Below are 21,822 nucleotides of genomic sequence, written 5' to 3'. Positions count from 1 at the left end.
GTGGCAATTCGTGACCTTGGCGAAACGCAGTGTCCGCCTGAGGTTTACAAGCTCAGTGTCCTGAGCCCTCGACCGGTGACTTCTCGGACACGTCACGCTCGAGTTGCGGGCCCGCATCGACAGGAACCTGAACCGTGACGGGGCCGGCCTTCTCGAAGGTGAAGGTGATCGGGATGGTCAGGCCCGGGCGAACGCCGGCCTTGATGTCTTCGAGGACCACGAGCACGAGCGCTGCGGGAGCGTCTGTGTTCTGGTCCTTGTTCTCGATCTGCTTCTCGGCTTCGGCCTCGGCGGACTCGCCCGCGGGAAGCTCTCCGGCCTGCAGGGATGTCTGCGGCTTGAGCACCAATCCGGCGACCTCTTCACCGGCGACAACGCTTGCAGCGTAGTCAGTGGTGATGCTCACCAGCTTGTCGGTCGTCTCCGTGCTCTCGTTCACGATCGTGAAGGCCAGCACGGCCTTTCCGCCGGGTTCGATGCTGTATTCCTCGGACGAGGGGTAAGCGATATGCACGTTGCGCAGGGCGATGTCACCAACGGTGGCACTGTTGCCGTTCACGGCGGCCTGCTGGACGGCAGTCTGGCTCACCTGTCCCGAGCCGCATGCGGACAGCGCGATGGCTGCGCCTGCAGCCAGTGCAATGGCGGTAGCGACTCGGCGAGTCGGCTTGCGGATAGCAGTCACGGTTTGTCCTCCAGGGCGTCAGGTTCGCACTCCACTAGGCAGAGTAGTAGTCAGCTCTCGCGGGCCGGTCGCTGGGTAGCCACAACGGTTGTCCGCGTGGGCTTTCACGCCGCCGTGAACAGGCCGTCGACGCTGGTTGAATGCACGTCCAACAAGCACTGTCAACCCCTACGCTCGAGCAAGGATGCCCCTGACCTGCGCCGTTGATGCATGGCTGGTTCTTCGACGTGTTAAACTAGTGGAATCGAAAGGGGCACGGGACACATGATTTTCAAGGTCGGAGACACCGTCGTATACCCCCATCACGGTGCGGCGCTGATCGAAGCTATCGAAACCCGCACCATCAAGGGTGAGCAGAGGGAATATCTCGTTCTGAAGGTTGCTCAAGGCGATCTGACAGTTCGAGTTCCCGCAGACAACGCAGAATACGTCGGAGTTCGCGACGTCGTCGGCCAGGAAGGCCTCGACAAGGTTTTCCAGGTTCTGCGTGCACCGCACACCGAAGAGCCCACCAACTGGTCTCGTCGATACAAGGCGAACCTCGAGAAGCTTGCTTCAGGTGACGTGAACAAGGTCGCCGAGGTTGTTCGTGACTTGTGGCGTCGTGAGCAGGATCGTGGACTTTCTGCTGGTGAGAAGCGCATGCTTGCCAAGGCTCGTCAGATTCTCGTCGGGGAGCTCGCGCTCGCCGAGGGCACTGACAACGAAAAGGCCGAGATCATTCTCGACGAGGTCCTCGCGACCGCGTCCTGAATCAACACCACAACAAAGCTGACAGTGTCGGTAGTCGCACTGGTTCCTGCCGCAGGTCGGGGATTGCGCTTGGGTGAGCAAATACCCAAGGCATTCGTCGAACTCGGTGGGCGCACCATGCTTGCACGCGCGGTTGACGGGCTCCGGAAATCCGGAGCGGTCGACCGCGTTGTTGTGATTGTGCCGCCTGAACTTCTCGGATCAGTCAAGGCTGATCTCGGGCGTAGCGACGACGTCGACGTGGTTGCAGGTGGAGCAGAGCGCACGGATTCCGTGCGGGCCGGGCTCGAGGCGGCCGGAGACGCAGAGTTCGTACTCGTGCACGATGCTGCGCGAGCTTTGACTCCGCCGGCGATGATTGCGCGGGTTGTCGCAGAACTGAAGGCGGGTAGCGCTGCGGTCATTCCCGTGCTGCCGGTCACGGACACCATCAAGTCTGTCGATGTTGTCGGCATGGTTACCGGTACCCCGCTTCGCAGCGAACTTCGTGCGGTACAAACTCCCCAGGGCTTTTCCGCGCAGGTATTGCGCCAGGCCTACGATGCCGGTGATCTGGCGGCAACGGACGACGCGTCGTTGGTCGAGCGACTCGGCGTTTCCGTACAGACCATCGCCGGTGAAGCTCATGCCTTCAAGATCACGACGCCACTCGACCTGGTACTTGCCCGAGCACTTCTGGACGCGGATTCGTAAGGACGGAAACTAGATGCGAGTCGGTCTGGGGACGGATGTTCATCCCATCGAGGTAGGACGGCCGTGTTGGATGGCCGGTTTGTTATTCGAGGATGCTGACGGCTGCTCCGGGCATTCCGACGGCGATGTTGCCGTTCACGCGTTGTGTGACGCTCTTCTCTCCGCGGCGGGATTGGGCGACCTCGGATCCGTCTTCGGTACCGGGAGGCCGGAATGGGACGGAGTGAGTGGCGTCCGGATGCTCGCCGAGGTTCGGCGGTTGCTCGAGGAAAACCAGTTCACGGTGGGCAATGCCGCAGTTCAGGTCATCGGGAATCGCCCCAAGATCGGTCCGCGTCGCGATGAGGCGCAGCGGGTCCTCTCCGAGGTTCTCGGTGCCCCGGTTTCGGTCTCCGCCACCACCACCGATGGACTCGGTTTGACCGGGCGCGGCGAGGGGATCGCCGCCATGGCCACCGCGTTGGTCATGACAACCGGCAACGACAGGTAAGATCGCTGGTCGTGACCCTGCGCCTATACGACACCGGTACGCGGGCCCTGCGGGATTTTGTTCCGTTGGTCCCCGGACATGCATCGGTGTACCTGTGTGGGGCGACAGTCCAGGGTGATCCTCACATCGGACACGTGCGTAGCGGCGTCGCATTCGACGTGCTGCGCCGGTGGTTGCTAGCGCACGACAACGACGTTGCATTCGTGCGCAATGTGACGGATATCGACGACAAGATATTGAACAAGGCTGCCGACGCCGGCCGTCCCTGGTGGGAGTGGGCCACGACGTTCGAGCGTTCCTTCACGTGGGCATACGACCAGTTGGGTGTATTGCCGCCGTCGATCGAACCGCGGGCCACCGGTCACGTCACGCAGATGGTCACGATGATGGAGCGTCTCATCGCGAACGGTCATGCGTACGCCGCGGGCGGTGACGTCTACTTCGACGTGCAGAGCTACCCCGAATACGGCGCACTCTCCGGGCACAAGCTCGACGACGTCCATCAGGGTGAGAGTGCTGCCGAGGGCAAGCGTGACCCGCGTGACTTCACGCTGTGGAAGACGGCCAAGCCTGGCGAACCCTCGTGGCCGACTCCGTGGGGACCCGGCCGTCCCGGTTGGCATCTCGAATGCTCGGCAATGGCGGAGTTCTATCTCGGCGCCGCATTCGATATTCACTGCGGTGGAAGGGATTTGGTCTTCCCTCATCACGAGAACGAGATTGCCCAGGCAAAATGCGTCGGCGACGATTTTGCTCAGTACTGGCTGCACAACGGCTGGGTCACGATGAGTGGCGAGAAGATGTCCAAGTCGCTCGGCAATGTGCTGTCGGTGCCGAATGTCTTGAAAAAGGTTCGCCCGCAAGAACTTAGGTACTACCTCGGTAGTGCTCACTACCGTTCGAATCTCGAGTACTCGGACGAAGCCCTCGAAGAGAGTGCCAAGTCGTACCAAGGACTCGAGGCGTTTGTCCTGCGTACGCACAAGCGCGCAGGTGGCGTCGAACTCGGAACGTGGACAGAAGGTTTCGCGGAAGCGCTCGACAACGACTTGTCGGTCCCGATCGCGTTGGCCGAGATTCACGGCAAGGCGAGTGCGGGCAATACCGCGCTCGCAGCGGGAGACCTGGGCGCGGCGCGCGTGGCGGCAGGTCAGGTGCGAGCGATGCTCGCCATCCTGGGCGTCGACCCCCTCGACGCGCATTGGTCGCAGTCCGGTGGCGACACCGAGGCGGCAATGGAAGCTTTGGACGTGTTGGTGCGCGCCGATCTCGATCGGCGGCAGCAGGCACGGACGGAAAAGAACTGGGCGGTGGCGGATGAAGTCCGTGATCGCCTCATCAAGGCGGGTATCGAAGTAACCGATACTCCCGACGGACCCGAATGGTCCCTGAAGGCAGGGCAGTAACAATGGCTGGAAACTCGAGCAGGCGCGGCGCAGTCCGTAAGGGCGGCACCAAGAAGGGCCAGGTTGCCGGTTCCGGCGGTAAGCACCGTCGCGGTCTCGAAGGGCGTGGCGCTACGCCACCCGCCGAGGCACGCACCAAGCATCCCGCGGCGAAGCGTGCAGCGCGCGCCGCACGGGCCGACGAGAAGCAGGGTCGTGGTGGCCGTCCGGGTCCGGGCCGCAAGGTTCTCGACGGTCCCGAGACAGTGCTCGGACGCAACCCGGTGGTCGAGTGCCTGCGCGCTGGCGTTCCGGCGACGGCGCTGTGGGTTGCCGTCGGCACCGAGAGCGACGACCGCCTGAAGGAATCCGTTCAGCTTGCCGCTGATGCCGGAATCTCCATTCTCGAAGTACCGCGTACCGATCTGGATCGCCTGAGTGCCAACGGTCTTCACCAGGGCATCGCGCTGCAGGTTCCGCCGTACCGTTACGCACATCCGGACGATCTCCTGTCCGAGGCGCGTAAGCACGCCGAGCCGCCGTTGCTCGTCGCGCTGGACAACATCACCGACCCCCGCAACCTGGGCGCCGTCGTGCGCTCGGTCGCGGCTTTCGGTGGACACGGCGTCGTGATTCCCGAGCGTCGTAGCGCCAGTGTCAGTGCCGTCGCTTGGCGTACCAGTGCCGGTGCTGCTGCTCGTCTGCCGATTGCTCGCGCCACCAACCTCACTCGCACGCTCAAGGACTGGGCGTCCAAGGGTGTACAGGTTGTGGGCCTCGACGCCGGTGGCGACACCACTCTCGACGATTTCGACGGCAGCGGTCCAGTGGTGATCGTGGTCGGTTCAGAGGGCAAGGGACTCTCACGTCTCGTCCGCGAGAACTGTGACGCGATTCTGTCCATCCCCATGGCTGGACCGGTCGAGTCGCTCAACGCTTCGGTTGCTGCCGGAGTTGTGTTGGCCGACATCGCGCGTCGTCGCCGTAGCAGCTAGGGCCTTCGGCCCGGTGCGCGTTTCCGGTAGTGGGAACGACCAGAAACGCGCACGGGGGGCTTAGCCGAATTCGATTGACGTGTTGATTTCCTCGACCTGGTCGGAGAGCGCCATGTCTTCCTTATCGGTGAACTGATTCGCGAAGCTCACCAGGTACACGGGAGACGATTCGTCAGCCTGGTAGGCGATGACGGTCATGACCGCCAACAGGGGAACGTCAACGTTCGGCGGCGACCAGGTTCCGGCGATGCGGATCGCCTTCTGTCCGTCGATGTCGAGGTCGACCTTGTTCACCTCGGTCCATCCGTTGAGCATGCCGAGCGACGCCTGGGCGCCGGCAAGAACGTCGTCGGGGCTTGCGGTGCCCTGGCTTTCCACCGTCAATGTCGTGTTCGGCATGAAGCCGTTTGCATCGGCCTGGTTGCTGGACAGGATGTCCGTGACGCTTCCGGTGGTGACTTTCTGGGTCTGCGACCATCCGTCCGGAAGGCTGACGCTGATGGCCGGTGCGTCGGCGTCGGTGCCGGAGTTGAGGGTGACACGTTCGCCGCTGAAGCTGATGCTGTCATCCGACGTTGTTGCCGCGGCGGCCGAGGTAGTTGCGGAGGTCGCTACCGAGGTGGCCTCCGAGACAGCCTCGCCGTCGTCGGAGCTGCTGCATCCCGAGAGAACAAGTGCTGCGGTGATCAAACTGGCTGCGCTCAGAGCGATTGTGCTGCTCTTCATACTCATATGTCAGTTTCCTTCGGCTTATTCACGACGGCCGTGCGCCGACGCCAGCAGTGGCTGAGACTATCAGCGCCGCCTACGCCACCCGGAAGGTAACCGAACTTCCCGGTCTCATTTGCGCCAGCGTGGCGATTCCGGGGTCGGTGACCACTGCGATCACCGGATACCCGCCGGTTACGGGATGATCAGCCAGGAATATCACGGGGTGACCGTTCGGGGGCACTTGAACCGAGCCGGAGACGACGCCTTCGCTGGGCAATTCGCACGTACGTGAGCGATGCAGCGGTCCGGGGCCGCGTAGCCGAACGCCGACTCGATCGGTGTCTTCGGTGACGGTCCAGGCGTGGTGCAGCAATGCGTGGACGGAGGCGGGTGTGAACCAGTCGTCGCGCGGTCCGAGGGTGATGCCGAGCGGAACGGGGCATGGGGTGGGCGCCGGCGGTGGGATGAAATCCTCGATCGGCCACTCGGCTTCGCCAACTCCGACGAGCAGGTGATCGCCCGCGCGGACGGGCGCTGGGCCGAGTTCGGCGAGTGTGTCGGTGGAGCGAGAGCCGAGAGTTTCCGGGACGTCGATGCCGCCGCGGACAGCGAGATATGTGCGCAGTCCGGTTGTGCTGTAGCCGATTTCGAGGAGGTCGTCGCCATCGAGTCGGAGGGTCGAGTAGTCGGCAACGGGACGTGCGTTGACTGTCACCGGTGCCCTCGCGCCGGTGACTGCAACGGTCAGCGGCCCGACGGCCTGTGCGGCGAATCCACCTGTCGTGATTTCGAGCGTGGCGGCATGAGGTGCGTTTCCTACCAGCCTGTTTGCCGCGTCGTGGGAGATCAGATCAACCGCGCCGGAGCGGCCGACGCCGCTGGCCGCGCAACCTACCCGTCCATGGTCCTGGACGGTGGTCAACGGGCCGGGGCGAACGACATCGAGCCATGCCATGAAGCCATTGTCCCTCAGCGAGGAGTGCGGGCGCAGGAATCAGGTGAAGGGCGTGATCGTCACGTCGGACGCGGTGAGCAGTCTCCGGATTTCGGTGGCCATGTCGACGGCGGCCGGGGTATCACCGTGGACGCACACCGAGTCGGCGCGGACCGTCACGCGGCTGCCGTCAATGGCGTCTACGACGCCCTCGAGCACTATCCGGCGCACGCGTTCGGCAATGGCAAGAGGGTTGTGAAGCACTGCCCCTGGCTGGTTTCGGGGCACCAACGTCCCCTCCGGCGTGTACGCGCGGTCGGCAAAGGCCTCGGTCACAACTGTCAGACCGGCCGCTTCCGCTTCGGCCAGGAACACCGAACCCGGGAGCCCGAGAACGGGGAGGGACGCGTCGTAGCTACGAACGGCGTCGACAACGGCGCGCGCTTGTTCACGGTGATGCACTATCGCGTTGTAGAGCGCGCCGTGAGGTTTGACGTACGTGACGCGGGAGCCGGCGACACGGGCCAGTCCGTCGAGTGCCCCTAGTTGATAAATGACATCGGCCGCGAGATCGGTGGGTGAGACGTCGATGAAGCGTCGGCCGAATCCCGAAAGATCGTTGTATCCGACCTGCGCGCCGATCCGTACGTTCTGCGCCACAGCGGAGCGGCAGGTCGCCAACAGTGTGGTCGGGTCACCGGCGTGAAACCCGCACGCGATATTGGCGCTGGTGACCACGGTCAGCATGGCGTTGTCGTCACCGAGCGTCCAGGCGCCGTATCCCTCGCCGAGGTCGCTGTTGAGGTCGACGCGGATCGTCATGCGTGCGCCGGAATCCGTCCGGCATTCTTGCGTCGCGCAGAACCGGTGAGGCGGCACACCAGGTAGATGACAAACGACACCGTGGTGACAAAGCTGGACACCGGAACTCCGGGTGCGAGGGAGAGCAGGATGCCGCCGACAGCGGCGAGTTCCGCGAAGACCACGGACAAGATGGTGGCCTTGAGCGGGCTTGCGGTGACGTACGCGGCCGCCGCGGCGGGCGTGATGAGCAACGACATCACCAGCAGCGCGCCCACGATCTGCACACCCAGAGCGGCCGTGATGCCGACAAGAACCGCAAAGACGATGGACAGCGCGCGTACCGGAACACCGCGTGCCGCAGCCACTTCGGGATCGGTGCTGGCGAACAGCAAGGGGCGGTAGATGAATCCCAGCGTGCCGATCACGATGACTGCGCACAGAAGAAGCAGTTCGAGTCCGCTGTTGCCAGGTGCCACGATCTGACCGACCAACAACGAGAAGCTGGTTCCGGTGCGGCCGTCGTACGCCCAGAGGAACAGCACCGACAGTCCGAGCCCGAAGGCCATGATCACGCCGATCACCGAATCGCGGTCTCGCGCTTTGGCTCCCAGTAGTCCGAAGAGAACTGCCGCGACCACCGAACCCACAATTGCTCCGGCGCCGACACTCACTCCGACCAGCAGGGCAGCCGACGCGCCGGTCAGTGACAGCTCACTGGTCCCGTGAACGGAGAACGACATCTGCCGGCTCACGATCAGCGGGCCGATGATGCCGGCCAGCAATCCGAGAATCGCCCCGGCGATCAATGCCTGCTGGACGAAGTCGTACTGCAGAAGGTCGACAGTGGCGGACACGTCGAACATCCGCGACATCGCATCGGTGAATTTGTTGCTCACGCGTGATCCTCATCGCTGTGGTGGACGCCTTCGCCCGGACGCAGGCCGCCCGCGCTGCCGAGAGCGTCGATGGCGTCGCCGGTGCCGACGACAACCAGGCGGCCACGAACCTGCAGTACCTCGACGTCGGTGTTGTACAGATCAGAGAGAACCTCGGACGTCATCACCTCGGCCGGCGTTCCGATGCGGAACTTGCCGTCGACCAGATACAGCACCCGATCGACCAGCGGAAGGATCGGATTGATCTCGTGGGTCACGAACAGTACGGCCGTGTTGTGGGTGCGTCGACGCTTGTCGATCAACGTCGACACCAGATGCTGGTTGGCGAGGTCGAGGCTGAGCAGCGGTTCGTCGCACAGCAGGATCTTCGGATCGCCGACCAGTGCCTGCGCAATACGCAATCGCTGTTGCTCACCGCCGGACATGGATCCGATGGGGGCGTCCGCGAACGCTTCGGCGCTGACCTGCGCGATGGCGTTGTCGACAATCGCGCGCCGACGCCCCCGCCGAAGCAGGCCGGTGCCCCACTGATGTCCGTCGACCCCGAGACCGACAAGGTCGCGCCCGCGCAGCGGAAGTCCGTCGTCGATGGATTTCTGCTGCGGGATGTACCCGACGTGCGAGTTTCCGGCGCGGGCCGGGGTTCCGGCGATTTCTGCGCTGCCGCCGCTGAGTTGTAGCTGCCCCAGCAGAATCTTCAGAAGTGAGGTCTTGCCGGAGCCGTTAGGGCCGAGCACTGCGATGAACTCGCCGGGCTGAACCTCGAGGTCGAGGCCGTCCCAGAGGGTGCGGGCGCCGAAGGACAATCGGGCGTCTTTCAGGGCGACTGCTGGCATGGCGTTTGTTGCCGGCGCCGTTGGATTCGCGGAGGTTTCTGTCACAAGCCGATCGGTTCTTCTCGGAATTGAGTGGGCAAGAAATTACTGGGCAGAGAGGGCGTTGGCTAGCGACTCCGCGGTCTGCGTCTGCCACTGAATGTAGTCCAGGCCTTCGGGGAGAGTCTCCGTAACCTCGACGACGGGCACGCCTGCTTTCTCGGCGGTGGAGCGCATGTCCTGCGTCACTTTGTCCTGCGTCTGAGTGTTGTAGACGAGGGCCCTTGCAGCCTTGTCCGACAGCAATTGGCGCGTTGCGGCGATCGCGGCCGGTGACGGATCGTTGCCGTCTTCGATCGCGCTGGTGAATTCCTCGGGGGTTGCGTCCTTCAGCTCGGCGGCAACCAACAGGTAGTGCGCGATGGGTTCGGTCTGCGCGACCGACTCGCCGCCGTGGGCAGCGGCAATCGAATCGGTGACGGCGGTGATGCCGGCCAGTTTCTGGCTGTATGCCTGTGCGTTTGCCTCGTACGTCGACGCATTGTCGGGGTCGAGTGCACTGAGTTGGTCGGCGACGGAGTGGGCCACTGCGTCGACGGTGGGGATGTCGAACCAGACGTGCTCGTTGACGGCGCCGTGCGTGTGACCGTCGTGCGATTCTCCCGAGGTCTCGCCTGCGTGGATTCCACCGTCGAGCAGGTCGTACGCGTTGACGGTCTTCTGGTCGCCCTTGCCTGCGTCGAGGATGTCGGTGACAAATTGGTCGTAGCCACCACCGTTGTAGACGACAAGGGAGGCGTCGGTGATCTTGGCAGCCTGAGCCGGGGTGGCTTCGAAGGAATGCGGATCCGCGGACGGCTCGTCGATGATGGAGGTGACGGTGAGAACGTCACCTGCGACGGCCTGCGCAACATTGCCCCACACGTTTGTGGAGGCGACGACGGAGATGCCATCGTCCCCGGTCTTTTCGGAGCCGCAGGCCGTCAGTGCCATGGCCGCTGCGACCGAGATGGTGGCGAGGGCGGCGATGCGGATTTTGGACGACGAGCGCACGAATTTTCTCCTGAACGAAGGGTGGGCTAAATGCTATTGGAAACCGTTACCGTTACACATTAGCGCATAGTCGCTGGTAGGTCATGTTCGGTTCAGCCCCGTCGTGCCGACTTTGAGGGGTACCGATAACGTCCGTCTATGCCCCGGTCCCGTCAGCCACGCCGTCAAGCCACTTTGGCGTCGCTCGCCGCCGAGCTCAATGTGTCGAGAACAACAGTCTCGAACGCGTACAACCGACCCGATCAGCTCTCCGTCGAGCTTCGGGATCGAGTGCTCCAAGCGGCCAAGCGACGCGGATATCCCGGACCCGATCCGGTCGCCCGTTCCCTACGTACCCGTAAAGCCGGTGCCGTGGGACTTCTCCTCACCGAAGCGCTCAGTTACAGCTTCCGTGACCCGGCTGCCATGAGCTTCCTGGCAGGCCTCTCGGAATCCTGCGAGGAAGCTGGGCAGGGGTTGCTCCTGATTCCTGCCGGACCAGGGCGAGACGACGTGGATGCCGCCGCGGTCGTGCAGCAAGCCGGCGTCGACGGTTTTGTCGTCTATTCGGTTGCCGACGACGACCCGTATCTTGCCGCCGTCCTCGAACGTCACATCCCGATCGTGGTGTGCGATCAGCCGCGCGAGATTCCCGGAGCGTCTCTCGTGGGCATCGATGACCGCGCTGCCATGCGCAAGGTTGCCGATTACCTCATCGGTCTGGGCCACACCGAGATCGGTGTGCTTTGCATGCGGCTGGGGCGAGACCGGATGGATGGTGTTGTCAGTCAGGAGCGCCTGAAGTCGCCGCATTTCCACGTTCAGCGTGAGCGGATCGAGGGAGTGCGCGACGCGATGTCGACGGCGCAGATTGATCCGTTTTCTCTGACTGTGATCGAGCGGTACGTCCACACCACGCAGTCCGGGCACTCCGCGGCGGCGGAAGCGCTCGCGACGAATCCGAAGATCACGGCATTGATCTGCACTACCGACGTACTTGCCCTCGGCGCTTTGGACTGGGCGCGTTGGCAGGGCATCGACGTGCCTGGTCAATTGTCAATCACCGGATTCGACGGCGTGGGCGAGGCGCTTCGTGAATCGCTGACCACCGTGCGCCAGCCTCAGGAGGAGAAGGGCCGGCGCGCGGGTGCACTGCTGATGTCACCGTCCGGTTCCGGTGTGCCGATCATCGAGATGCTCGAAACGGAACTACTGGTCGGCCGTACGTCGGGTCAGGCCAAGATCTGAGCGGGTAAGTCCAAGAGCTGAGCGCAGCGCAGTAGGCCGAGATGGCTGTAAGCCTGGGGATGGTTGCCAAGTGACCGTTCTGCGACCGGGTCGTACTCTTCCGCGAGAAGACCGGTAGGACCTGCTGCTGCGACCAGTTGGTCGAACAACGCCTCTGCTTGCAGGCGTTGTCCGATCAGCAGGTACGCCTCGACCAACCAGGCCGCGCAGAGGTGGAATCCACCCTCGATGCCGGGCAGGCCGTCGTCGTGGTGATAGCGGTACACCGTTGAACCGCTACGCAATTCGGCTTCGGTGGCAACTACCGTCGCGGCAAATCGCGGGTCCTCCGGATCGATCAGCCCGGACAGACCGATGTGCAGGGTTGCGGCGTCGAGATCTACACCGTCGTATGCGGCGGTGTACGACTGGACGTCGTCCTTCCATCCCTTGTGGCGCACCTCGTCGGCAATCTGATCGCGCAATTCGGCCCACTCGGGCAGTGCCGTTCGGCCGAAGCGGTCGGCCAGTTTCACTGCGCGGTCGACGGTCACCCACCCCATCACCTTGGAGTAGACGTGATGGCGCGGGTTGTCGCGGATCTCCCAGATGCCGTGATCGGGTTCGAACCATCGTCGTTGCACGGCTTCGACCATGGCGCCCACCAGTTCCCAGTCCCGATCGCTCAAAGGCTCGGCAGCCCCGGCCTTTTCGCGGGCATCGGCAAGGTGGACGATCAGTTCTACGATGGGGCCGAAGACGTCGAGTTGGACTTGCTGATTGGCAGCGTTGCCAACCCGCACCGGGCGGGAGCCGGCGTACCCGGGCAGGGAGTCGATGACGGCCTCAGGCGGCAGTGACGTGCCGTTCAGCGTGTACAGCGGGTGTAGACGCTCGGGGCCCGGCAATGTTTCGAGGACACGGTGGACCCAGTCGAGGTACTCCTCGGCTTCGTGCGTCGACCCGACACTCACGAGAGCTGTTGCGGTGAGTGCGGCGTCGCGCAACCAGCAGTAGCGGTAGTCCCAGTTTCGGACGCCGCCGATCTCTTCGGGAAGTGACGTGGTTGCCGCTGCCATGATGGAGCCTGAGTCGGCGTGGACGAGTCCGCGCAGCGTGAGAGCGGAGCGTTTCATCAAGTCCGGCTTGAGTTTCGGCAGCTCGAGGGTTTTAGCCCAATCGGACCAGTAACTTTCCGACCTGGCGCGCCGGTCTGCTTCGGGCGCCGGTGACGGGTCCATATCTGTTGTGCCGCAGCGCAGTTCGAGAACGATATCGCCGGCTGACGGCGTGACGATTGCATGGGCGGTCTGCTGGTTGCCGTCGGTTGCGATATTCCACTGCACACCGGGGGATCGCAGCACGTACGGCTCGTTGGTGCCCAGGACGCGGATGCCATCCTCCACGATCTCGAGGGTGACTTGAGCTTGGCCGAACTCCGGGCGCGGTGCAAACGAGACCACGGCGTCGGCTCTACCGGAGATGATGCGGGTGAAGTCGGTTCGGCCCTGTTGCACGTCGTGGGGGAGGTAGTCGGTGACAGACAGGCTGGCCCACCGCGTTTGAACGGTCATGGTGCCGTCGAGGTACTTCTGGCTCAGCGGCAGCGCAGTCCGCCGGGGACCGACGCTGAAATGTCCGGCTGCTGTCCCGCCGAGCAGGTGGGCGAATACCGCTGCGGAGTCGGGTTCGGGGTGACACAACCAGGTCAGGGTGGCGTCGGGCGTCACGAGGGCAACCGTGCGGGGGCTGGCAAGCATGGACAGCCGCTCGATGGGCGGCGCGTCTGCACCTGAAAGCCACGTGCGGCGCTCTTCGAGCAGAAACGCCAACGCGGCCGCGACGTCCTCGGTGCTGTCGACGCGGAAGGCGGCCATGGTGTCGCCCGGGCCGACCTTGACGCCGATGTCCGGGCCGGACAGCCTGGCGAACGCCTTTTCATCGGTGACGTCGTCGCCGATGAACACGGCAGCGGTTGCGCCGTCCTGGTGCCGGATGAGATCAAGCGCTTGGCCTTTGTCGGTGGCGATGACAGCCAGTTCTACGACGGACTTGCCTTCCGTGACCTGCACTCCCGGCCAGAGCGCGGATTCCGTTCGCACCGCGATCAGGGCTTTTTCGGCGTCGTCTTCGGGGGAGTTTCGAACGTGTAGAGCGATGCTGGCAGGTTTCTTCTCGACGGTCGCGCCGGGAGTGCGGGACGCGATCCGGGTCAGTTCGGTGCTGATCTCGCCGAGCAGTTTCTTGGCGTCGGCGTCGATGGCGTGAACAAATCCGATGTCGAATTCGGAGCCGTGACTGCCGACCAGCTGTACTTCGGCGGGGAGTCGGGAGAGCGCGGCGAGGTCTTTGAGGGCACGTCCCGAGATGACGGCCGCTGTCGTGGAAGCCAGGCTGGCGAGCGAGCGAAGGGCACGGACCGATTCCGCGCGTGGATACGCCTTCTCCGGATCCGCGACGATGGGCGCCATGGTCCCGTCGTAATCGGAGGCAACCAGCAACCGTGGCGTCTGCGCCACGGCTGAGAGGGCTCGACGGAGTTCGATGGGGAGATCCTGTGCGCTCACCTCTTCAAATCTAGGTGATTGCGAGCGTCCTGGCTCGGTACGTCGGCTCGGCAGGTGCCCAGAGCCGATTATCGATCCGGATTATCCCTATGCAGGTCTGCGGGATCCGTCGCCGAGCAACAGTTCAACGGTCAATTCGAGTCGATTGGCGACGTCGGTGGCCGATGATCGGCGTGTGAGCCAAGCCACGAGGTTGGACAGCCACACATCGGAGATCACGCGGGCGATAGCCAACTGTTCGTCGTTCGGTTCCTCTTCGGTCATCGCGCGTGCAAACAATCGGTCCATCAGTTGGCCCACGTGATCGACCTCGGCAGCAGCAGACGCGTCGGCGAACATGAATGCGCGGGTCATTGCTTCGGTGAGCAGCGGATCGCGTTGCATTGCTCGGGTGATCAAACTCAGGATCAGCTGCATGCGCTCGAGCGGGCTTGTTCCGGGCGGAATCTTGCCTCTGGAGTCGATCTTCTCGAACTCACGCGCCAGAGCGGAAACCAGGAGGTGCACCTTCGACGGAAAATATCGGTAGAGCGTTCCGACGGCAACATCCGCACGCTCGGCCACCGCGCGCATCTGAACGGCTTCGTATCCGCCCTTGGATGCCAATGTCAATGTCGCATCGAGAATCCGCTTGCGACGTTCGCGTTGCGCGTTGGAGCTGAGATCGTCCTCTCCGAGCGTCGCGGATGCGACGGCAGTGGAGCGGGATCGAGATGTTGCGGTCATCGACAAATTCCTTCGCGCCTTGACTCATGGCCAGGTGTCATATTAGAACACGTTCTAAACAATTGTGTCACTAATGGAGAGGTGGGAACCAGTTGTGACTATCGCCACGACCGATGAACAACGGGCAGTCCAGGAGTCGATCGAGGCGTGGGCGCGATCAGCAGCGCCGATGGACATGGTACGCCGTGGACCAGCGAATTCGTGGCGCCAGGGTTGGCCGGATTTTGCCTCGTTGGGGCTTTTTTCCGTTGCTGTGCCCGAGTCGGTTGGCGGTTCCGGAGCTGAGATCGTCGATCTGGCGGCGATGATCGAGCAGGCTGCGATTGAACTCGTTCCGGGTCCTGTTCTCACTACGGCACTGGCCGCGTTGGTGGTCGGGCGCAGTGCAACTCCCGCGGCAAAGCGCTGGTCCGAGGCGCTTGCAGACGGTGCGATTCCCTGCGCCGTCGTATTGGACGAAAGACCAGTTGCTGCAACGGCTACCGAATCCGGAGGGCTCGAACTTCACGGTGACGGAGGTTTCGCGTGGGGCGCAGATGCCGGAGTGTCGGTACTGGTTTCCGCCGACAGCGGCAATGGTGTCGTGTGGGTGCTCGTCGACGGTGAATCGAGTGGAGTCACGTACGACGCGCTCGACACGATCGACAAGTCCCGTCCGTTGGCGAAGGTCTCCTTCGATCGAGTGGTCGTGGATGCGGATCGGATCATCGGCGACATAGCAACGGGATCGGTGGCTGATCTCGCTGCGACGCTCGCGTCGGCAGAGGCTGCCGGAATTGCCGCGTGGAGCCTGCGGACTGCGGTGGAGTACGCAAAGATTCGCGAGCAGTTCGGCAAACCGATCGGTTCCTTTCAGGCGATCAAGCATCTGTGTGCCGAGATGCTGTGCCGGGTTGAGAACGTCGGTGCAGTCGCCTGGGACGCTGCCGTGGCGGCAGAGTCGGGTGACGAACTTCCGATCGCCGCAGCAGTAGCCGCCGCGGTTTCCCTGGATGCGGCAGTCGACACGGCGAAGGACTGCATCCAAGTGCTCGGCGGCATCGGGTTCACCTGGGAGCACGAGGCGCATTTCTACCTTCGTCGCGCCGTGTCGCTGCGCCAGATGATGGGCGGCTCGTCTCGTTGGCGCGCCAGGGTGGCGGAGTTGACGCTCGCGGGATCGCGTCGTCACCTGCAGATCGATCTCAGTGCGTTGGAGTCCGATCGCGCCGAAATTCGCAGTGAAGTAGCACAACTGGTCGCTCTGCCGGAGTCCGAGCAGCGCACTGCCTTGGCTGAATCGGGTTACCTCGCGCCGCATTGGCCGGTGCCGTACGGCAAAGGGGCGAAGGCAGCTCAGCAGATTTTGATCGAGGAAGAGTTGGCCGCGGCAGGCGTCGGCCGACCTGACCTGGTCATCGGATGGTGGGCCGTGCCAACCATTCTCGAGCACGGCAGTGTCGAACAGATCGAACGGTTTGCCGTCCCCACCTTGAAGGGGGACATCACGTGGTGTCAGTTGTTCAGCGAGCCGGGAGCTGGATCCGACCTCGCCGCGCTGCGCACCACTGCCGAGAAGGTAGACGGTGGATGGAAGCTCAACGGGCAGAAGGTGTGGACTTCGCTTGCGCGTGAGGCTGATTGGGCGATCTGTCTGGCGCGTACCGATCGTGGTGTACCCAAGCACAAGGGCATCACGTACTTTCTGCTCGATATGAGAACACCGGGGATCAGGATTTCGCCGCTGCGGGAAATCACAGGCGATTCGCTGTTCAACGAGGTGTTCCTCGACGACGTTTTCGTCCCGGACAACTGTGTCGTCGGAGAGCTCGGTGGTGGTTGGAAACTGGCCAGAACCACACTCGCCAACGAGCGGGTCGCGATGAGCGGTGGCTCGTCACTTGGTGGTGCGATGGAGGAATTGCTTGTTCTGGCAGGAAGTCCCGATCCTGTAGTCGCGGACAAGCTGGGCGGTTTGATCGGCACCGCGATGGTGGGATCGCTTTTGGAGTTGCGAACCACATTGCGGCAGTTGGATGGCCAGGATCCAGGACCGGCGTCGAGCGTCCGCAAACTGGTCGGTGTTCGGCAGCGTCAGACCGTCGCGGAATTCGCGATGGAGTTGGGCGGTCCGGCTGGTTGGGTCGAGGGGCCGTTGTCCCGGGAGTTCCTCAATACGCGTTGTCTGTCCATCGCCGGTGGTACGACGCAGATCCTGCTGACCGTCGCGGCTGAGCGAATTCTGGGGCTACCGCGGGAGTAGTAGGTCTACAAATTTGGTCCCGTTGGTGATACAACTAGAACACGTTCTATATCGACGACGGGAATTTGCCAGCGTGGACTTCACCAGAGATGAAACCCAGGATGCGGTAGCCGAGGTGGCTACCGCACTCCTGGCCCGCGAACTACAGCCGGATGCCTTGTGGGCGGCCTTCGCCGAGGCGGATCTGCTCACGTTGGCGCTACCGGAGCGACTCGGAGGGGAGGGTCTGTCCGTCACCGACGTGGGCGCCTTGCTCACCGAAGTCGGCCGAGCGGCAGCGCCGATTCCAGCGCTGGCCACACTCGGATTCGGGGTGCTGCCCATAGTCGCGCTGGGCAGCGACGCACAGCAGGACGAACTTCTGGCCGGTGTTGCCGCGGGACGGGTGTTCACGGCTGCCTTGGCTGAGCCGGGCCGCCAGTTTCCCGAGCAGCCAGCCGTTACGGCAAGGAAGACCGGTGAGAAGACCGGTGATCGGTACCGCGTCAACGGGACTGTGCTCGCGGTCCCCTTCGCTGCGAGTGCGCACCGCGTATTGGTTCCGACAGACGTCGGTGTTGTGTTGATCGACCCGAACTCGGCAGGTGTGACGCTTACACCGATGCCGAGTTCGTCCGGCAGTCCCGAGTTTGCGATCGTTCTCGACGACGCCACAGGTGAGCTGCTGGGCGCCGGTACGGAAGCCCTGCAGACGCTCTATCGCATCGCGTTGGCGAGCATCGGAGCTGTGGTCGACGGATTGGTTTCCGGAGCCGTGGATCTCACTGCTGCCCACATCGGATCCCGCGAGCAATTCGGTAAGCCGCTCGCGACCTTCCAGGCCGTCGCACAACAGATCGCCGACGCCTACGTCACGTCCCGGACACTGCACGTTGTGTCGCTGTCGGCATCGTGGCGCGTGTCGGAAGGGCTTGACGCGCAGTCCGATCTGGATGTGATGGCGTACTGGATAGCTCAGGAAGTTCCTGCGACCATGCAGGTTCTCCATCATCTGCACGGCGGTTTGGGAGTGGATGTCACCTATCCGCTTCATCGCTATTACGGGGCAGCAAAAGACTTGGCGCGCCTGCTCGGTGGCGCTTCGCATCGACTCGACCTCGTGGGGGCCCGGTGTTCATCGATCTGACCGACAGTCAGCGCGCGTTGCAGGCTGAACTTCGTCGTTACTTCTCGACTCTGATCTCGCCAGACGAGGCGAAGATCATGCGTACCGAACGGCACGGACCCACCTACCGCGACGTGATCCGCCGAATGGGCAAGGACGGGTGGCTCGGTGTCGGCTGGCCGGTCGAATACGGCGGGCGAGGCTTCGGCGAGGTGGAGCAGCAGATCTTTGTCAACGAGGCTGTGCGAGCAGATGTTCCACTGCCGTCGGTTACGTTGCAGACGGTCGGACCGACGTTGCAGAAGTACGGTAGCGAGGAGCAGAAGCAGAAGTTTCTTCCCGCCATCCTGGCCGGCGAAGTGCATTTTGCCATCGGATACACCGAACCTGAGGCCGGAACCGACCTTGCGGCTTTGCGTACCGGTGCCGTCCGCGCGGGTGACGAGTACATAGTCAACGGTCAGAAAATCTTCACCACCGGTGGACATGATGCGGACTATGTGTGGCTGGCTGTGCGAACGGGAGCAGCAGACTCGCGGCACCGGGGTATCTCGATCCTGATCATGGACACGAAGGATCCTGGGTACACCTGGACGCCCATCATCACCTGCGACGGCGCCCATCACGTCAATGCCACCTACTACGAGGACGTTCGCGTTCCGGTGAACATGCTTGTGGGCGAGGAGAATCAGGGCTGGCGCCTCATTACCACCCAGCTCAATCACGAGAGAGTCATGCTCGGACCGGCAGGCCGCGTCGGTGGCATCTACGATCATGTCTTCGACTGGGCTCGCCGCGAGAATCTTCTCGATCACACCGACGTGCGACGCACGCTGGGGGAGATCCACGCAACCTATCGACTGAACGAACTCCTCAATTGGCAGGTGGCATCGAGTGATTCGGACTCGGTTGATGTTGCCGACGCCTCCGCGACCAAAGTATTCGCCACCGAGCGTATTCAGCGAGTCGGCCGACTGGCCGAGGAAATTGTCGGTCGATACGGCAACCCTCTCGATCCGGAGACGGCTGATCTCATGGAGTGGTTGGACATGCAGATCAAGCGCAATCTGGTGATTACCTTCGGCGGCGGGGTCAACGAGGTGATGCGTGAACTGATCGCGACCGCCGGCTTGAAGCTGCCAAGAGTTCCGAGATAGGAATTGACTGTGTCAGATCCCATTCTTACTGCTGCAGAGCAGGTTCGCGCCGCCGGACCGAGCGCGCCACGCACCGGCCGAGATCCCGTAAACGTGCCGATGGTCCGCAACTGGGTCGAGGCGATCGGCGACAAGAACCCGATCTATGTCGATGAATCCGCAGCACTCGCCGCCGGGCATGGCGGGCTGGTCGCTCCGCCGGCCATGGCGCAGGTGTGGACGATGCGAGGACTGGGCGCTGTACGCGAATCCGATGATCCACTCGGCCGTATGACGGAGATCCTCGACGAAGCCGGCTACACGTCGGTCGTTGCAACCAACTGCGATCAGACCTACCACCGCTACTTGCGACCGGGTGAGGACGTGACGATCTCGTCTGTCTTGGAAGACGTTGTGGGGCCCAAGAAGACGGGCCTCGGTGAGGGCTGGTTCTTCACAACTCGAAGCCTGTGGCACGTCGGTGACGAATTGGTGTCCGAGATGATGTTCCGGATCCTGAAGTTTGCTCCGGCGGCCGGTGAGACGGTTCCATCGGATGTGCCCGAAGATCTGGATTCTTCTCGAATGCTGCGCCCCACGCCGTCTCTGGACACACAGTTCTTCTGGGACGGAGTTGCCGCGCACGAGCTTCGGATTCAACTGCGCCCTGACGGTAGCGTTCAGCATCCACCGGTGCCCGCGATCTGGAAGGACAAGTCGGCGCAGACCGACTACCTCGTGGCTTCCGGGCGGGGAACCGTATTCAGCTTTGTCGTCCATCATGCGCCCGCAGTGCCCGGTCGCTCACTGCCGTTTGTGGTTGCACTCGTCGAACTACCGGAAGGCGTGCGTATGCTCGGCGAACTTCGAGGTGTCGCACCTGTCGATGTCTCGATCGGGATGTCCGTCGAAGCAACGTATCTCGATTTTCCGGGAGATGAAGAGACTGGCGGAACTCCGTGGACTCTGTATGCGTGGGTACCGGTTTCGCGGCAGGAGGAAGCTCGATGACTTCGGTTTCGGACATCACTGTGGGAGAGCAGCTTCCGGCGTTGGAGATCTATGGCGACCCGACGTTTGTCGTGTCCGCCGCTTTGGCAACGCGCGATTTCCAAGACGTGCATCACGATCGCGACCTGGCGCAACAGCGCGGCTCGAAGGACATCTTTGTCAATATCCTCACCGACACCGGGTTGGTGCAGCGATTTGTCACTGATTGGGCGGGGCCCCGTGCCGTCATCACCTCGATCAAGCTCCGCCTCGGGGTGCCGTGGTACGCGTACGACACTTTGTCGCTCAGCGGAACCGTCACCAGCTTCGACGAGGCGCTGGTGACGGTTGCCGTGGTGGGCAAGAACAGTCTGGGTGATCACATCACCGCCCAGGTCATGCTGACATTTACCCCGCTGACTTCCACGACGGCCGGAGATATCGAATGAGTGCATTGTCGGGGAAAGCCGCAATCGTCGGTATCGGCGCGACGGATTTTTCGAAGGACTCCGGCCGAAGTGAACTTCGCCTGGCGGCGGAGGCCGTCCAAGCAGCTTTGGACGACGCGGGCCTGACCCCTGCCGACGTCGACGGGCTCACCTCGTTCACGATGGATACCAATACCGAAGTAGCCGTGGCACGTTCGGTCGGAATCCCGAACCTGAAGTTCTTCAGTCGCATCCACTACGGCGGCGGGGCTGCTGCGGCTACGATCCAGCAGGCTGCAATGGCTGTCGCGACCGGAGTCGCTGACGTCGTTGTTGCCTACCGTGCTTTCAACGAACGCTCCGGTGCCCGGTTCGGCCAGGTGAACTCCGGTCTTGTGGCACAGGTCAATTCATCGGGAACGGACAACGCCTTCTCGTACCCGCACGGATTGGGAACTCCCGCTTCGTTTGTCGCGATGGTGGCGCAGCGGTACATGCACGTCTACGGTGCGTCGAGTGAGGACTTCGGCCGCGTTGCCGTTGCTGATCGCAGGCATGCTGCCACAAACCCGAAGGCCTTCTTCTACGGAAAGCCGATCACACTCGAGGACCACCAGAATTCCCGGTTCATTGCCGAACCGCTACATCTACTGGACTGCTGTCAGGAATCCGACGGCGGTGTTGCCATCGTGGTCACCTCAGCCGAACGGGCCAAAGATCTCAAGAACACCCCGGCCGTCATCGCGGCCGCAGCTCAGGGCAGCGGGGCCGATCAGTACATCATGACCAGCTATTACCGTGACGGTCTGACCGGACTGCCGGAAATGGGGCTTGTGGGTGATCAACTCTGGGCGCAGAGCGGTTTGCGGCCGGCGGATATGCAGACCGCGGTTCTGTACGACCACTTCACGCCCTATGTGCTGATGCAACTCGAAGAACTCGGCTTCTGCGGTAGGGGAGAAGCCAAGGACTTCATCGCCGGTGGCGCGATCGAACTCGGTGGGAAGCTTCCGATCAACACTCATGGCGGTCAACTGGGCGAGGCATACATTCACGGGATGAACGGCATAGCCGAGGGTGTCCGTCAGATCCGCGGGACTTCCGTGAACCAGGTCGACGCTGCCCAGAACGTATTGGTCACTGCCGGTACCGGCGTGCCGACGTCGGGACTGGTTCTCACTCGGTAGGCATAGTCTCTCTGCTGTGTC

The 21,822-nt window shown here is 63.0% G+C and carries 21 protein-coding genes; 12 read left to right on the top strand and 9 right to left on the bottom strand.

Annotation, left to right across the window (positions count from 1 at the left end; genetic code table 11):
* Positions 1-52 precede the first annotated feature (52 nt).
* The gene (locus FEZ60_RS08835) at positions 53-685 is read right to left on the bottom strand and encodes an LpqE protein (protein ID WP_033232562.1); all 633 of its coding nucleotides are present in this window, start codon (positions 683-685) and stop codon (positions 53-55) included.
* Positions 686-949: 264 nt separating this feature from the next.
* Between FEZ60_RS08835 and FEZ60_RS08830 the strand changes: the two genes are divergently transcribed.
* Genes FEZ60_RS08830 through rlmB form a run of 5 tightly spaced genes read left to right on the top strand, consistent with a single transcriptional unit; the run spans position 950 to position 5,001 of the window.
* On the top strand, positions 950-1,438 hold the full coding sequence (locus tag FEZ60_RS08830; protein ID WP_033232561.1) for a CarD family transcriptional regulator: 489 nt from the start codon (positions 950-952) through the stop codon (positions 1,436-1,438).
* A 24-nt stretch (positions 1,439-1,462) separates the two neighbouring features.
* Positions 1,463-2,131, top strand: coding sequence for a 2-C-methyl-D-erythritol 4-phosphate cytidylyltransferase (ispD, locus tag FEZ60_RS08825; protein ID WP_116104129.1), 669 nt, complete (start codon positions 1,463-1,465; stop codon positions 2,129-2,131).
* A 13-nt stretch (positions 2,132-2,144) separates the two neighbouring features.
* Positions 2,145-2,621: a 2-C-methyl-D-erythritol 2,4-cyclodiphosphate synthase gene (gene ispF, locus FEZ60_RS08820; protein ID WP_033232559.1), complete on the top strand. Its 477-nt coding sequence runs from the start codon at positions 2,145-2,147 to the stop codon at positions 2,619-2,621.
* Between the two features lie 11 nt (positions 2,622-2,632).
* Positions 2,633-4,027, top strand: coding sequence for a cysteine--tRNA ligase (gene cysS / locus FEZ60_RS08815; protein ID WP_033232556.1), 1,395 nt, complete (start codon positions 2,633-2,635; stop codon positions 4,025-4,027).
* Between the two features lie 2 nt (positions 4,028-4,029).
* The gene (gene rlmB / locus FEZ60_RS08810; protein WP_033232555.1) at positions 4,030-5,001 is read left to right on the top strand and encodes a 23S rRNA (guanosine(2251)-2'-O)-methyltransferase RlmB; all 972 of its coding nucleotides are present in this window, start codon (positions 4,030-4,032) and stop codon (positions 4,999-5,001) included.
* A 60-nt stretch (positions 5,002-5,061) separates the two neighbouring features.
* Here rlmB and FEZ60_RS08805 read toward each other — a convergent pair whose 3' ends face one another.
* From FEZ60_RS08805 to FEZ60_RS08780, 6 genes are all read right to left on the bottom strand, one after another.
* The gene (locus FEZ60_RS08805; protein WP_033232551.1) at positions 5,062-5,733 is read right to left on the bottom strand and encodes an LpqN/LpqT family lipoprotein; all 672 of its coding nucleotides are present in this window, start codon (positions 5,731-5,733) and stop codon (positions 5,062-5,064) included.
* A gap of 73 nt (positions 5,734-5,806) precedes the next feature.
* Positions 5,807-6,667: a biotin-dependent carboxyltransferase family protein gene (locus tag FEZ60_RS08800; protein ID WP_141486562.1), complete on the bottom strand. Its 861-nt coding sequence runs from the start codon at positions 6,665-6,667 to the stop codon at positions 5,807-5,809.
* 39 nt (positions 6,668-6,706) lie between these two features.
* Positions 6,707-7,468, bottom strand: a complete 762-nt coding sequence (locus FEZ60_RS08795) for a 5-oxoprolinase subunit PxpA (protein WP_116104126.1) — start codon at positions 7,466-7,468, stop codon at positions 6,707-6,709.
* Positions 7,465-8,346 (bottom strand): metal ABC transporter permease, encoded by an 882-nt coding sequence (locus FEZ60_RS08790; protein ID WP_033232545.1) that lies wholly within the window; start codon positions 8,344-8,346, stop codon positions 7,465-7,467. Before FEZ60_RS08790 ends, FEZ60_RS08795 begins: the two co-directional genes overlap by 4 nt.
* Positions 8,343-9,182 (bottom strand): metal ABC transporter ATP-binding protein, encoded by an 840-nt coding sequence (locus FEZ60_RS08785; RefSeq protein WP_033232697.1) that lies wholly within the window; start codon positions 9,180-9,182, stop codon positions 8,343-8,345. The genes FEZ60_RS08790 and FEZ60_RS08785 overlap by 4 nt, the downstream gene beginning before the upstream one ends.
* 84 nt (positions 9,183-9,266) lie before the next feature.
* On the bottom strand, positions 9,267-10,214 hold the full coding sequence (locus tag FEZ60_RS08780; RefSeq protein WP_033232543.1) for a zinc ABC transporter substrate-binding protein: 948 nt from the start codon (positions 10,212-10,214) through the stop codon (positions 9,267-9,269).
* A 138-nt stretch (positions 10,215-10,352) separates the two neighbouring features.
* On the opposite strand from FEZ60_RS08780, the gene FEZ60_RS08775 reads away from it, so the two are divergent.
* Positions 10,353-11,441: a LacI family DNA-binding transcriptional regulator gene (locus FEZ60_RS08775; protein ID WP_033232541.1), complete on the top strand. Its 1,089-nt coding sequence runs from the start codon at positions 10,353-10,355 to the stop codon at positions 11,439-11,441.
* Here FEZ60_RS08775 and otsB read toward each other — a convergent pair.
* Entirely contained in the window at positions 11,426-13,987 is a 2,562-nt protein-coding gene (gene otsB, locus FEZ60_RS08770) for a trehalose-phosphatase (protein ID WP_045068411.1), read from the bottom strand. The genes FEZ60_RS08775 and otsB overlap by 16 nt on opposite strands.
* Before the next feature lie 87 nt (positions 13,988-14,074).
* On the bottom strand, positions 14,075-14,713 hold the full coding sequence (gene kstR / locus FEZ60_RS08765) for a cholesterol catabolism transcriptional regulator KstR (protein WP_033232537.1): 639 nt from the start codon (positions 14,711-14,713) through the stop codon (positions 14,075-14,077).
* Positions 14,714-14,807: 94 nt separating this feature from the next.
* On the opposite strand from kstR, the gene FEZ60_RS08760 reads away from it, so the two are divergent.
* The 6 genes from FEZ60_RS08760 to FEZ60_RS08735 all read left to right on the top strand — a co-directional run bounded on the left by FEZ60_RS08760 (position 14,808) and on the right by FEZ60_RS08735 (position 21,801).
* Positions 14,808-16,955: an acyl-CoA dehydrogenase family protein gene (locus FEZ60_RS08760; protein WP_172935924.1), complete on the top strand. Its 2,148-nt coding sequence runs from the start codon at positions 14,808-14,810 to the stop codon at positions 16,953-16,955.
* A gap of 73 nt (positions 16,956-17,028) precedes the next feature.
* Positions 17,029-18,081 (top strand): acyl-CoA dehydrogenase family protein, encoded by a 1,053-nt coding sequence (locus FEZ60_RS08755; RefSeq protein ID WP_172935923.1) that lies wholly within the window; start codon positions 17,029-17,031, stop codon positions 18,079-18,081.
* Entirely contained in the window at positions 18,066-19,217 is a 1,152-nt protein-coding gene (locus tag FEZ60_RS08750) for an acyl-CoA dehydrogenase family protein (protein WP_045068414.1), read from the top strand. Before FEZ60_RS08755 ends, FEZ60_RS08750 begins: the two co-directional genes overlap by 16 nt.
* 9 nt (positions 19,218-19,226) lie before the next feature.
* Complete coding sequence (locus FEZ60_RS08745; RefSeq protein ID WP_095888178.1) at positions 19,227-20,207, top strand: OB-fold domain-containing protein; 981 nt, start codon at positions 19,227-19,229, stop codon at positions 20,205-20,207.
* Positions 20,204-20,635, top strand: coding sequence for a MaoC family dehydratase (locus FEZ60_RS08740; protein ID WP_045068418.1), 432 nt, complete (start codon positions 20,204-20,206; stop codon positions 20,633-20,635). The genes FEZ60_RS08745 and FEZ60_RS08740 overlap by 4 nt, the downstream gene beginning before the upstream one ends.
* The gene (locus FEZ60_RS08735) at positions 20,632-21,801 is read left to right on the top strand and encodes a lipid-transfer protein (protein WP_045068420.1); all 1,170 of its coding nucleotides are present in this window, start codon (positions 20,632-20,634) and stop codon (positions 21,799-21,801) included. Before FEZ60_RS08740 ends, FEZ60_RS08735 begins: the two co-directional genes overlap by 4 nt.
* The last annotated feature ends 21 nt before the right edge of the window (positions 21,802-21,822 follow it).

The sequence above is a fragment of the Rhodococcus sp. MS16 genome, from assembly GCF_013277795.1.
In the GTDB taxonomy this organism is placed as follows: domain Bacteria; phylum Actinomycetota; class Actinomycetes; order Mycobacteriales; family Mycobacteriaceae; genus Rhodococcus_F; species Rhodococcus_F globerula.
The sequence above is the reverse complement of the archived record's forward strand: the minus strand, read 5'-3'. Positions and strand labels throughout refer to the sequence as shown.

Coding starts and splice junctions, on each gene's coding strand:
- ispF (WP_033232559.1), top strand. CDS start 2,145: ATGCGAGTCGGTCTGGGGACGGATGTTCATCCCATCGAGGTAGGACGG.
- FEZ60_RS08800 (WP_141486562.1), bottom strand. CDS start 6,667: ATGGCATGGCTCGATGTCGTTCGCCCCGGCCCGTTGACCACCGTCCAG.
- FEZ60_RS08785 (WP_033232697.1), bottom strand. CDS start 9,182: ATGCCAGCAGTCGCCCTGAAAGACGCCCGATTGTCCTTCGGCGCCCGC.
- FEZ60_RS08830 (WP_033232561.1), top strand. CDS start 950: ATGATTTTCAAGGTCGGAGACACCGTCGTATACCCCCATCACGGTGCG.
- kstR (WP_033232537.1), bottom strand. CDS start 14,713: ATGACCGCAACATCTCGATCCCGCTCCACTGCCGTCGCATCCGCGACG.
- FEZ60_RS08740 (WP_045068418.1), top strand. CDS start 20,204: ATGACTTCGGTTTCGGACATCACTGTGGGAGAGCAGCTTCCGGCGTTG.
- FEZ60_RS08775 (WP_033232541.1), top strand. CDS start 10,353: ATGCCCCGGTCCCGTCAGCCACGCCGTCAAGCCACTTTGGCGTCGCTC.
- FEZ60_RS08735 (WP_045068420.1), top strand. CDS start 20,632: ATGAGTGCATTGTCGGGGAAAGCCGCAATCGTCGGTATCGGCGCGACG.
- FEZ60_RS08795 (WP_116104126.1), bottom strand. CDS start 7,468: ATGACGATCCGCGTCGACCTCAACAGCGACCTCGGCGAGGGATACGGC.
- FEZ60_RS08805 (WP_033232551.1), bottom strand. CDS start 5,733: ATGAGTATGAAGAGCAGCACAATCGCTCTGAGCGCAGCCAGTTTGATC.
- rlmB (WP_033232555.1), top strand. CDS start 4,030: ATGGCTGGAAACTCGAGCAGGCGCGGCGCAGTCCGTAAGGGCGGCACC.